This is a genomic window from Brunnivagina elsteri CCALA 953, assembly GCF_002289455.1.
GTDB classification, from domain to species: Bacteria; Cyanobacteriota; Cyanobacteriia; order Cyanobacteriales; family Nostocaceae; genus Brunnivagina; species Brunnivagina elsteri.
In genome coordinates, this window is the sequence record NZ_NTFS01000206.1 from 1 (window position 1) to 11,843 (window position 11,843).

Here is an 11,843-nt window from a genome sequence, read left to right on the forward strand (position 1 = left end):
CCTAGAAAGGGCTAGGGTAGTTTTGTGTGTCGTATTCCGTCCCCACAAACTTCTCTCCGTTACAAAACATAATTGCGAATTACGAATTGCGAATTGCGAATTGTTTTAAGTCTTTCTCAGGAACGAACTCATTCCGAGTTAGTCATAAATTTATGAAGGTAATTGTTAAATATATTAACGATTGAAATTGGGTATAGTCATGCGTCAAATTTTCAGCAGTCTATCTTTAGTTGTACTATTACAAGCATCACTTATTAGTATTTATACTGATATTCCAGTGGCTGCACAAAATTCTGACCCGATTGCACAGGTGATTGCAGCGAACTTGATGCGAAACTTTGCTGATGGCAAATTTTACCCAGAAAGAATGATTAGTCGGGCAGAATTAGCTGTGATTATGGTGAAAGCATTTCATCTCAATAAACGTCAAAATTTACCCAAAGAAAATATCACTGTTGCTGACGTTCCAGCGAACCATTGGGCTTTTAATGATATTCAGACAATCCTGAAAACAGGAATTATGCGAGGATATCGGGATAACCTATTTTTCCCCAATCAACAAGTAACAAGGGCAGAAGCGATCGCAATTTTTGCCCAAGCATATGGTGTATTTCAGTTCCCCGACGATACAGTGAGTGAAATACTGGCTCCATACTCCGATCAAAAGTCAATTCCCACATGGGCAAGAAAAGCGATCGCAACAGTAATTTCTGAAGGTTTTATTACTCCCGATAATCAAGGCAATCTCTTACCGTTGAAGCCCATGACACGGGGTGATGTAGCATATTTACTGAGCCGATATTTACAACGCCAGCAAAAACAACCTGATACTCCTATTGTTCCAGAAGTAGCACCAATGTAGTTTTACCGAAGAAAGGCAGAGGGCAACTTTGCTGAACTGTTCAAGGTAACACGGTTCCCGCTATTAATTGTGTAATTATTACCACTTTGCTTGACAATAGTGTTTGTTGTGCGATCGCTAATTACTTGAGCGTTGCTCCCCTTCCAAAGGTAGCCGCTCCGCGTCTATAGAGTGGGGAAAAATTCTATGCAGCTAGCCCTTCTGGCAAGCTTCGCTAACACAAAGAATTGGTATCAGTTTCTAAACCTTGTAAATATTCAATTGCAGCTTCCAAGTTTGAAGGATATCCTTCAGCAAATTTCTCAAACCAAAGTCCTTCCTGAGATAATGGCTCTAGTTGTTCTAACCATGTTTTAGCTTGTTTTTCTAAAGTCTGTTTTTGCTTTAATTTAATTTCTTCTTGACGTTTATTTTCTGCTTCTATTTCTTCCTGTCGCTGTAATTCTTTTGCTAAATCTTTCTGCTGGAAATCAGCTTTCACATCATCGAGTAGTTTATCAACTCCAGAATTTGATTGAGGAGTTTTTGAAGAATTAGAAGTGCTAAAACTATTCGGTTTTACGGAAAGTGGATTTGGTTGCTGGGTTTTCGGCTTATTTTCAGAATATTCTTGCTTTAAATCTTTGAGTAATTTATCAATTTCGTCCATTTTAGTTAATTGTTAGAAGTTAATGATTAATCGAAAAATTTTAAATAAAAATCATGAAAAACCTAGGGAATACCATAGAAAGAAAACTAATATTCTTAAGCCTGTTCTCTTGCTAAGGGGTAGGCACATTCGCGTTCCCTAAAACTCCACTCAGAATGACAAATTATACCTTCCCAAACTTTTCAAACATGGTCTTAAGCCGTTCGTAGTATAAAAGGTAATTAGCAAAATAATATATTCTTGAAGACGCGATACGAGATATCACGTCTCAACATTTATCAACTAATCATTAATTGCATTCAGAAGAATTTCCGATAAACTCATATCTTCCATATCATCCATTGTAATTGTGTCGCAAATATCAAATTTTGCACCAGCACTTTGCAACTCATCATCCAATACTTTTAAAAAACGTGTCGCTTGGGCATCTGTACCAACCTGAATAAATGAAATCGCTAACTCTTCATCCCGATCCATTTTCCGTGAAGCTTCAATAATTACCCGCATTACAGCTTTGCGATCGTCTGGTTCACCATCGGTTACAACTAAAATTGTCTCGCCATTGGGCTTTGTTTGTCCGGCATTTTTGCGCTCAAAATAATTATCTGTAGCGTTTTTTAAGACAGCAGCTAAATCGGTAGTTCCCGAAGGGTCATTTTCCATAAAAATTTGTGATACTTTACTGGAAGTGACATTATCGTAGCGCTTAAATTTACCGGAAAAAAGATATACAGTAATTCCGTCTGAGTCAAGTTGTTCGCATTTACTTGCCAGTGCAAATGTTGATTCTTGTGCCGCATACCAACGATTTTTACCACCTTTTTGGTCGGGGGTTGCCATGCTACCACTTTTATCAATAATTAGAGTATAATCGCGATTTTCTAACACTATTTTTCTCCTTTTCAAGGTTATTGGGGAAGATTATATTTCATAAATTGCAATGGATAATGAACAATTAATTAATTAATTAATAACAAGAATAGACGACCCATCGGGTCGTCTCTACTAATCATTAATTGCATTCGTTAATATTTCTGCAAGAGTCATATCTTCCATGTCATCAAGTGTAATAGTGTCGCAAATATCAAACTTTGCCCCAACACCTGTCAATTGGTCATCTAATGCTTTCAGAAATTTGCTTGCTTGTGCATCTGAACCAACTTGAATAAGCGAAATTGCTAATTCTTCATCCCGTTCCATTTGACGGGTTGCATTAATGATAACTTCAAATACAGCTTTTCTATCATCAGGTTCGCCATCTGTTACAACCAGAATAGTTTCACCGTTTGTTTTGGTTTTCCCCGCAGCTTTACGCTGGAAATAATTATCGAGCGCATGTAGTAAAACCCCTGCTAAATTCGTAGTTCCGGCTGGGTCATTTTCTAAAAATATTTGCGCTACTTTTGCAGATGTAACCTCATCATAACGCTTATGTTTGCCGGAAAATAGATAAACCGTAATCCCATCAGGGTCGAATTGTTCGCATTTTCTTGCCAATGCGAGTGTAGATTCCTGGGCTATTTCCCAACGACTTCTACCACCAGCTTGGTCTGGTGTGGACATACTGCCACTTTTGTCAATAATTAGAGTGTAATCGCGATCGCTTGTCATATCTGTCATCTTTTCCTTTTGAGGTAGTCACCTTGCGGTACTAGTGTAACCTTTGGATTTGCTAGTTAACATTCTCTATCGGATTGAGGTTGACGAAAAGCATAAATATCTTTAATTGCCATTACCCAACCATCAGAAACTGATTCTAAAATCTGTAAACCCTTCTCCCTTGTTGCTGTGGTAGCATCCCCAATCACGCCGCTTTTACTCAAATCCCTGGTTGCCCAAGCAAATGGTAACTTACCTTCCGGTGTTAGCAAACTACCCTCCGGTTGTTCTGGTGGATATTCTGCGATCGCACGTTCCATTTTTACTTGGTCTGGCAAAAGTGCTAAAATAATGCTGGTTTCCGCATCTCCAGCGTGCATTCCCAATTGCGCTTCCTTCGGTGTTAACAATTCTTTGGTAATATGCGGCACACGCCATGTAAATAATGGAAACACCATCAAATCACTATACTTAATATGCAAATCCCGCGCTACCATCTGCATTACTTGCGGTTGTCCCCCGTGGGAATTCATGAATACTAATTTTCTAAATCCAGAACGGTATAAACTATCACCCACTTCCATTAACATTGCCGAAAGTGTTTCTGTACTTAAGGTAATTGTTCCAGGAAAATGCCAATGTTCGTTAGATTTACCATAGTACAGTGATGGCATTGCATAAGCGGGAATACTAGCATCTAGTTTTTCCAAGGCTTTTCCCAATACTCCCATCCCGATTGCAGAGTCTACAATAATTGGTAAATGGGGACCATGTTGTTCTATTGCTCCAGCAGGTTGGATAATGACAACATTTTCCTTATCTGGCATAGCTTCAATCTCAGTCCATGTCAGGTAAGGGAAAAAACGCGATGGGGGAATAAAGTTATGCATAAATATTTACCCTAGTTTCAAGTATACTAAAAGCGGGTTAGAACTTTACTTTTAACAAGCGCGGAAATATTGAAGATACTGAGTCCTAAGGGGACACGCTACGCGAACGTTCCTCAGTATGACAGAAGTTCAGATTTTACCCGTTTGCAGTATACCTTAGGGAATACCAAGAAATAAATTTTCCAGCATTTTACCAACACTATCACGTGAAGGGTAGGGAGACCCTACCCCTACAATTGTGGAAGATTTATTGGTGTTCCCTAAGATGGTGTTTATAAATAAAATTATGTCATTCTGAGGAACGAGGAATCTAGGGTTTGCGCCGTAGTCTAGAGATGCTTCACTGCGCTAGCGCTACGTACCCTACGGGAAGGCTTCGCCAACAGCATGACAAATTGAGGCTTTTGGGGCTTAAGAATTATTTTATAAACACCCTCTAAGGCTTTGAGAATTGTGGTGAAAAAATAAGATGAACAATTACCCAAAAACCATTTTTTGATATTTCTCAAATTTTGAACCTAAATAACCGCATTCCATTAGCTGTGACAAGTAGAGAGGTTCCCATATCTGCCAAAACTGCGATCGCTAATCCCACAAATCCGAATGTCCCCAAAAGTAAAAATATGGCTTTTGTTACCAACGAAAATATGACATTTTGCTGAATCACTGATACGGTATGACGACTCAAATCAACTGCGTAGGCGAGTTTTCTTAAATCGCTACCTACTAATACCACATCTGCTGTTTCCACCGCTATATCGATACCACCCACCGCAAAGCTGATATCGGCTGCTGCTAATGCTGGAGCATCGTTTATACCATCGCCGACCATCCCCACAGCCCCAAATCGTCGCAATGCTTGAATTTCCCGAAGTTTATCTTCTGGTAAAAGTTCGGCTTTATACTCAGATAGGTGCAGTTGTTGAGCAATTTGCTTTGCTACTTGAGTGCGATCGCCTGTTAACATGACTAGGTGTTTTAATCCTTGTCGTTTTAATAAGTGTACGGTTTCCGATGCTTCTAAACGCAAACCATCAGCAGCAGCGATGATTCCGAATATCCCCCGATTGCTACCAATTAAAATAGGGGTTTGACCGAGTTTTTCAATGTCCACCAAAACGGATTCGGCAGAGTTATTAATAGTAATATTCTGGTCAGCAAATAAGCGTTTATTGCCAACGAAGTATAAATTTTCACCAAATTTTGCCGCAATACCTTTACCAGGATAAGCTGTAAAATTAAGGGGAGTTTCTAACTCAATTCCCTGTTCTTTCGCATGTGTAACAATCGCTTTTCCTAAAGGATGTTCTGATTGTTGTTCTAAAGAAGCGGCAATTAATAATATTGAACTTGCACTAATGTCTGCCAATTCGTAAACCTGTTGCACTATCGGTAAACCTTGGGTTAAAGTTCCCGTTTTATCAAAAGCGAGACTCTTTAACTTACCAGCCGTTTCCAAGCCATTCCCACCTTTAAATAATACTCCTTGACGGGTCGCCGCACCAATCGCGCTAACAATGGAAACTGGAGTTGAAATTACCAAAGCACATGGACAAGCAATTACTAATAATACTAATGCTCGGTATAACCAGACACTGAAGGGTTGGGAAAATACTAAAGTTGGAATTAACGTTAGAGCGATCGCAGTAACTATGACAATAGGTGTATATATCTCTGCAAACTTATCTACCCATTGTTGAGTTGGTGCCCGACTTGATTGAGCTTCTTCCACCAAGTGAATAATTTTTGTAACCGTTGTGTCAGCAGATGTGTGAGTGACTTGAACCTCCAAAAATCCAGTTTGATTTAAGGTTCCCGCAAACACCTTAGAACCGATTTCTTTATCTTCGGGAATCGATTCCCCCGTAATTGCTGATTGGTCAATTGCCGAATTCCCCGATATTACCACGCCATCGAGAGCTACCCGTTGTCCGGGACGCATTGTCAGGATTTCCCCAATTTGAATTTCTTCAACCCGCACCGTCACCTCATTGCGATCGCGTTTAACAGTTGCCGTAGTTGGGGTAATATCCATTAAACTACTAATGGCGTTGCGGGTACGACTGAAGGTAAAAATTTGTAATGTTGTCCCCAATGAGAATAAAAACACAACCAATGCAGCTTCAAACCAATCACCCAAAATTACCGCACCTATTACCGAAATCGTCATCAACAGGTTCATGTCTGCGCGACGCAAACGCAATTCCATTAAACCAGCCCGTGCGATCGCATATCCAGCTACAATAATTCCCACACCGAAAAAAGCCCGTGATATCCAAATGGATAATCCCAGTTGCTGCGTCACCAATCCCAGTACTAACCCCAATCCTGCTAAAATTACACTTTGCCCCCGACGATTGTGAATCCAAAATTTCCAATCAGTAAAATTGGTTTTTGGAGTTTTCTTTGGTTGATGTTCGTGGGAGCATGAATCAGGATGATGGGAATGATGGTGGGAATGTTCTCCATGAAGGGATTCCACTGTATAACCCAAAGACTTAATCCGGTCGAAAATTGCCGTCTCACTTACAAAATTGCGATCGTAAGATAGTCGCAAAGTTTCAGTTGCAAATACGACATTTATATCAGTAACTCCCGGCAACTGTTGTAAACCAGCCTCAACCGTTTTTGCACAGCCTCCGCAATCCATCCCACCAATTTTTGCTTGCAATGTTACTAACTTTTCTTCTAAATCTAACTCCCCCTTCCTAGCAAGGGAAGTTAGGTCAATCGTATAACCCAAACCTTTTATCCGGTCAAAAATCGCCTTCTCAGTAACTTCGTCGGCATCATAGGACACCTTGACCTTCTCAGTGGCAAAACTAACCGAAGCTTCCGTAACACCAGGCAATGCAAGCAAGCTGACTTCAATCGTTTTAGCACAACTTCCGCAGTCCATTCCACCAACCTGTATTTGCTGCGTTTTCAAGGAGGGCGCTTGAGTCATAGTAATTTTAATTATAAGGTTAGCAATTAAAATTATACTTAAATAGTTGAACAACTGCTCAGTTGTTTGTAAATGTAATTTTTGTTAACATGAAGATTAATTCCCATTCCCTCAAACCCCACCAGGATGAACAAACCCACTTCCAAATCAGAAAAAGACCTGGTACAAAATACTGATGCGCCTAACTGTGATGACCATCTGGTACACTTAGAGAACGTCCGCTCTGCTCAGTCACAAATATTAGCAACAGAGAAAGCGCAGGAGATGGCAGAAATCTTTGGAGTGCTAGCAGATCCAAACCGTCTACGTCTGTTGTCAGCTTTGGCAAAGCAAGAACTGTGTGTTTGCGATTTAGCTGCGTTAACGAAAATGTCGGAATCAGCAGTTTGTCATCAACTGCGGTTATTGAAAGTCATGCGTTTAGTCAGCTATCGTCGAGAAGGTCGAAATGTCTATTATAGTTTGGTTGATAGTCATGTTATCAACTTATATAGTTCTTTAGCAGAACATTTAGCAGAAACAGCATGAGCCTAGGCTGTTGACTTTGTGCATTTTTGGGTCATATAAATTCATACTAAAATCATGTCGAGAAGGTCGAACTGGTTCCCATGCTCTGCGTGGGAACTCATATAGGGAGGCTCCCGCCTCCTCAATCGAGGTAGGGTTCCTCGCAAATAGCGTTCCCAGCCAGAGGCTGGGAACAAGAGAGGACACCAAAGTTCTATGAGCTAAAAGCGTCAAAATTCGATCAAAGTCAACAGCCTAGCAGGAGCCTCACATCTGTACTATACATTCTCAGAAGCATAATTTAACAGGAAGCGACGGTAATTATACTTGATGAAATTGCTGTCGATCAAAACAGCATTAATTCCTAACTTTCTATTCCCCGTTCCCTGGTTGTGGCACAATTAAATACGGTAAGAGTAAGCCACAAAATAAATGATCCTGTGTTGTCATGCTGAGGAACGAAGCATCTGTACGAGATTCTTCGTTCCTCAGAATGACCGAAGAGCATTTCTTTATGTGGAGTTCTCTAATAAGAAAATATTGTTAAAGGTAATTTTAGTGAGTTCAACTGCTCAATCTACAGCAAATGCGCGTCGCGTTGTTTTCCCATTTACAGCAATCGTCGGTCAGGAAGAAATGAAGCTGGCATTGCTGTTGAATACCATCGATCCGAAGATTGGTGGTGTAATGATTATGGGCGATCGCGGTACGGGTAAATCTACAACTATCCGAGCTTTAGCTGACTTACTACCAGAAATCTCGGTGGTGGAAAATGACCCGTTCAATAGTGACCCCAGCGACCCCGAATTAATGGGTGATGAGGTTCGCAACATGGTACAACAAGGGGAAAGCCCCAATGTTGTTCAGCGTAAGGTGCAAATGGTGGATTTGCCTTTGGGAGCCACTGAAGACCGGGTTTGCGGCACAATTGATATTGAAAAGGCTTTGTCGGAAGGTGTAAAAGCCTTTGAACCGGGTTTACTAGCCAAAGCTAATAGGGGTATTCTCTACGTCGATGAGGTTAACTTGTTGGATGACCACTTGGTTGACGTACTCCTCGACTCGGCAGCTAGCGGTTGGAATACGGTAGAACGGGAAGGTATTTCGATTCGTCATCCAGCACGATTTGTATTAGTTGGTTCTGGAAACCCCGAAGAAGGGGAGTTACGTCCGCAATTACTCGATCGCTTCGGGATGCACGCGGAAATTCGCACGGTAAAAGAACCAGCACTACGGGTACAAATTGTCGAACAGCGTTCGGAATTTGACCAAGAACCTAAACCCTTTTTAGTGAAGTACCAACAACAGCAAGATGAGTTGCAGCAGCGTATTATCAGTGCCCAGAATTTACTTCCTTCGGTTAACCTTGATTACGACTTGCGGGTAAAAATCTCAGAAGTATGTTCAGAACTTGATGTAGATGGGTTGCGTGGTGACATTGTGACCAACCGTGCCGCCAAAGCGATCGCAGCTTATGAAGGACGTACAGAAGTAACAATTAACGATATTCACCGCGTAATTACACTGTGTTTGCGTCACCGTTTGCGTAAAGACCCCCTGGAATCAATCGATTCTGGCTATAAAGTCGAGAAAGTCTTCTGTCGTCTTTTTGATGTTGAAGTACCCGAAGATACAACAGCTAAAAACGGTACAGGAATAAAAGCAGGAACCAGGTAATTACAAAAACCGAATGTACCTAATGTAGAGACGCGATACATCGCGTCTCCCTTTCCAAATATTTTCCAAATATTCCAGATACAGGAACGTGTATTTTCATTGAATATAGATTGAATATAGATTGAATATAGAAAGACGTGATATATCTCATCTCTACAATACGTCAATAAATATTGTGCTTTTACAAAATAAAAAATATGCAAAGTCTACGTTTTTGGTTTCACACATTCATTTTAGCAAGTCAGTATAACCCACCTCGATTTATCGAATTACTGATGTTGATAATTGCGATCGCGAGTATAGCTGTTTCGATATTATTACCGAAAGATAAGGCATACATGGTGCTGGGATTGAGTTTGGTATTCGGTTCTGCAATTTCTATTTTAGTACGGGAAGCTATTATCCCCTCACACGAAAATCGCGCTACTCAAATCACCGCATTACTTTTATTGATTACGAGTTTATACGGGTTTGCTGATATTTTGCAGCATTAATTATTGAGTTAGGAATTAGGAGTTAGGAGTTAGAAGTTAAGAGTTAGAATTTTGAAATAATGAACTTCCAACTATTAACAACTAATAATTATACCCAACCTTGCATTTCAACCAACTCAATACATAAATTATTAATCTGTTCTAAATCTGGTCGATTTGGTAAAGTTGATTCTTGGTACACCTTATCCATTTCCTCAACTAAATCATCTGCCATTTTCGTCACCTTTTCATAGGAATATTCACCCCTAATAATCGCTCTCAAATCTTCCGCATCACCGGCATCTCTTCTATCTACAATTATATTTCCCGACCTTAAAATTTCTAAACCGCTACGTAACAAACGAATGCAATGCATCCCATGTTTCAAGTCAAACCCTGATTTACGTTCCATCTCAGCCCTCGCAGGATTACGGTTCTGCTGCCAAGCTTGGTAAGCATTCCATTCCCGTGATGCATTTTGATAACTTTGGCTTTTTTGCAGTAAGCGAATAAAATCCTTGCGTCCAAAAGTCATTTCTTGAGAATATGCTAAAGTCTCATCGGGCAAAGTATATTGCTTGAGAACTCCTTTAAAATCAATATCTGCCGTTAGTAATTTATATAACTGCTCAGATTCTTCCAAAAACTCAATTCGTCCGCGAATTAATAAATATAAATATTCCAGAAATGCATTAACTTCTTCCTTAGCAAGAGGTTCTTCATTCTCTATCCCAAAATCCGCCGGAATTGGTTTAGACTGAGGAGGATTTAATAACCACTTGCGATGACTTTCCATTTTTTTGATTTGAGCAAAAGCATAACCAGAATATGTATGCTTAACTTTTTTACTCAAAAACAATTTGCGATTACTAATTAACTTTTTCCCAACCTCAGTTAAATACGGGTATTGATTTAACCACAGTAACTCTAATACATTTGGGTTTGCACCCGACAGTAAATTAATTATTTTTCGCAATTCATATATGACAGTATCTTGATTTCCATCCAAAAATGGAAACATTCCCGGTTCTTTATCCCAACCGCTATCCTTTTGCTCGATATTACTAAAACCAAGATAGTATTCCTTTGGCGCAATAAATACCCCTCGGTAATCATAATCTGATTCAGGACGACTTAAACCATAACCGTGGCTACCTGCTAAACCGATAAAAATGGCGCGACTTTCAACTTCAATACGTTTCATAATTTAATTTTATTAAGGAACTTCCAAATAAAACAGTATCCATCTTTTTGTTATACTCCACTCCGAAACAACATTAATTATCTACACCTAACAAAGAACTAGCAATGATTGCAGCTTGAGTGCGATCGCGTAAATTGAGCCGATCCAAAATTCGGGTAACATTATTTTTAACGGTTTTTTCAGCAATATATAGAGTTTCGGCAATTTCACGATTACTAGCTCCCTTAGCAATTAATTTCAAAATATCGAGTTCTCTAGGTGTCAATTCATCCCAACCAGGAGGAGTGGACTTGGAAATAACGGGAATTTGCTCCATAACTTTCCCTATTCCTGGTCCCAGTTGGGTGTATCCTTTGTGTACCATGCGGATAGCTTGGGCAAGTTCTTCCGAAGGGGTATCTTTGAGCAAGTATCCCGCAGCACCATAACGTAATGCTTGGGCTACATAATCTTCATCGGCAAAGGTGGTAAATACGAGAATTTTTGTGTTGCTAAATTGCTGACAAATTTGGCGAGTAGCAGCAACACCATCCATAATTGGCATTCGGATATCCATCAAAACAACATCTGGTTGTAGTTTTTCGACTTGTGCGATCGCATCAATCCCATTTTCTCCTTCTCCGACTATTTCTAAATCTGCTTCTAATTTGAGTAATGCTTTGAGTCCACGACGAATTAAACTTTCATCGTCAACTAGTAATAAACGAATCATATTGATTTTGGATTTTAGATTTTAGATTTGTAAAGACGCGATACATTGCATCTTTTAATTTAGAGGAACGGTAACAATAATTTTACATCCCCCATTTGGTGTAGTTTCAATATTGAGATTACCCCCAACAGCAAGAGCGCGATCGCACATACTTTGTAAGCCAAAACCTGTTGTATTTTGATTGATTTTAAATCCTTTACCATTATCTTGAATAATTAACATGAGATTAGTTTCTATTTGAATCTGAATTTTCACTTCCGTCGCTGATGAGTGTTTACAAATATTCGTCAAAGATTCCTGAATAATTCGGTAAATAGCAACTT

Annotated in this window: 12 protein-coding genes; 4 read left to right on the forward strand and 8 right to left on the reverse strand. The window is 39.8% G+C overall.

Annotation, left to right across the window (positions count from 1 at the left end; translation table 11 throughout):
- Window positions 1–199 precede the first annotated feature (199 nt).
- Window positions 200–862, forward strand: coding sequence for an S-layer homology domain-containing protein (locus CK510_RS17685; RefSeq protein WP_095722959.1), 663 nt, complete (start codon window positions 200–202; stop codon window positions 860–862).
- A 214-nt stretch (window positions 863–1,076) separates the two neighbouring features.
- Here CK510_RS17685 and CK510_RS17690 read toward each other — a convergent pair whose 3' ends face one another.
- From CK510_RS17690 to CK510_RS17710, 5 genes are all read right to left on the reverse strand, one after another.
- Window positions 1,077–1,511 (reverse strand): salt stress protein, Slr1339 family, encoded by a 435-nt coding sequence (locus tag CK510_RS17690; RefSeq protein ID WP_095722960.1) that lies wholly within the window; start codon window positions 1,509–1,511, stop codon window positions 1,077–1,079.
- 282 nt (window positions 1,512–1,793) lie between these two features.
- Window positions 1,794–2,399 (reverse strand): vWA domain-containing protein, encoded by a 606-nt coding sequence (locus CK510_RS17695; RefSeq protein ID WP_095722961.1) that lies wholly within the window; start codon window positions 2,397–2,399, stop codon window positions 1,794–1,796.
- Window positions 2,400–2,516: 117 nt separating this feature from the next.
- Window positions 2,517–3,122 (reverse strand): vWA domain-containing protein, encoded by a 606-nt coding sequence (locus CK510_RS17700; RefSeq protein WP_095722969.1) that lies wholly within the window; start codon window positions 3,120–3,122, stop codon window positions 2,517–2,519.
- Window positions 3,123–3,187: 65 nt separating this feature from the next.
- Entirely contained in the window at window positions 3,188–4,000 is an 813-nt protein-coding gene (locus tag CK510_RS17705) for a creatininase family protein (RefSeq protein ID WP_095722962.1), read from the reverse strand.
- Between the two features lie 505 nt (window positions 4,001–4,505).
- Complete coding sequence (locus CK510_RS17710) at window positions 4,506–6,947, reverse strand: heavy metal translocating P-type ATPase (RefSeq protein ID WP_095722963.1); 2,442 nt, start codon at window positions 6,945–6,947, stop codon at window positions 4,506–4,508.
- Window positions 6,948–7,073: 126 nt separating this feature from the next.
- On the opposite strand from CK510_RS17710, the gene CK510_RS17715 reads away from it, so the two are divergent.
- The 3 genes from CK510_RS17715 to CK510_RS17725 all read left to right on the forward strand — a co-directional run bounded on the left by CK510_RS17715 (window position 7,074) and on the right by CK510_RS17725 (window position 9,625).
- Window positions 7,074–7,475 (forward strand): ArsR/SmtB family transcription factor, encoded by a 402-nt coding sequence (locus CK510_RS17715; RefSeq protein ID WP_095722964.1) that lies wholly within the window; start codon window positions 7,074–7,076, stop codon window positions 7,473–7,475.
- Between the two features lie 537 nt (window positions 7,476–8,012).
- The gene (gene bchI, locus CK510_RS17720; protein ID WP_095722965.1) at window positions 8,013–9,131 is read left to right on the forward strand and encodes a magnesium chelatase ATPase subunit I; all 1,119 of its coding nucleotides are present in this window, start codon (window positions 8,013–8,015) and stop codon (window positions 9,129–9,131) included.
- Window positions 9,132–9,328: 197 nt separating this feature from the next.
- Entirely contained in the window at window positions 9,329–9,625 is a 297-nt protein-coding gene (locus CK510_RS17725) for a hypothetical protein (protein WP_095722966.1), read from the forward strand.
- 88 nt (window positions 9,626–9,713) lie between these two features.
- On the opposite strand, the gene CK510_RS17730 is transcribed toward CK510_RS17725, so the two are convergent.
- The 3 genes from CK510_RS17730 to CK510_RS17740 all read right to left on the reverse strand — a co-directional run.
- Entirely contained in the window at window positions 9,714–10,808 is a 1,095-nt protein-coding gene (locus tag CK510_RS17730; protein WP_095722967.1) for a nucleotidyltransferase domain-containing protein, read from the reverse strand.
- Between the two features lie 73 nt (window positions 10,809–10,881).
- Complete coding sequence (locus CK510_RS17735) at window positions 10,882–11,520, reverse strand: response regulator (RefSeq protein WP_095722968.1); 639 nt, start codon at window positions 11,518–11,520, stop codon at window positions 10,882–10,884.
- A gap of 54 nt (window positions 11,521–11,574) precedes the next feature.
- On the reverse strand, window positions 11,575–11,843 hold a 269-nt coding region (locus CK510_RS17740; RefSeq protein ID WP_245912196.1), incomplete at its 5' end, for a sensor histidine kinase.

Coding starts and splice junctions, on each gene's coding strand:
- CK510_RS17685 (WP_095722959.1), top strand. CDS start 200: ATGCGTCAAATTTTCAGCAGTCTATCTTTAGTTGTACTATTACAAGCA.
- CK510_RS17690 (WP_095722960.1), bottom strand. CDS start 1,511: ATGGACGAAATTGATAAATTACTCAAAGATTTAAAGCAAGAATATTCT.
- CK510_RS17700 (WP_095722969.1), bottom strand. CDS start 3,122: ATGACAAGCGATCGCGATTACACTCTAATTATTGACAAAAGTGGCAGT.
- CK510_RS17705 (WP_095722962.1), bottom strand. CDS start 4,000: ATGCATAACTTTATTCCCCCATCGCGTTTTTTCCCTTACCTGACATGG.
- CK510_RS17710 (WP_095722963.1), bottom strand. CDS start 6,947: ATGACTCAAGCGCCCTCCTTGAAAACGCAGCAAATACAGGTTGGTGGA.
- CK510_RS17715 (WP_095722964.1), top strand. CDS start 7,074: ATGAACAAACCCACTTCCAAATCAGAAAAAGACCTGGTACAAAATACT.
- CK510_RS17725 (WP_095722966.1), top strand. CDS start 9,329: ATGCAAAGTCTACGTTTTTGGTTTCACACATTCATTTTAGCAAGTCAG.
- CK510_RS17730 (WP_095722967.1), bottom strand. CDS start 10,808: ATGAAACGTATTGAAGTTGAAAGTCGCGCCATTTTTATCGGTTTAGCA.
- CK510_RS17735 (WP_095722968.1), bottom strand. CDS start 11,520: ATGATTCGTTTATTACTAGTTGACGATGAAAGTTTAATTCGTCGTGGA.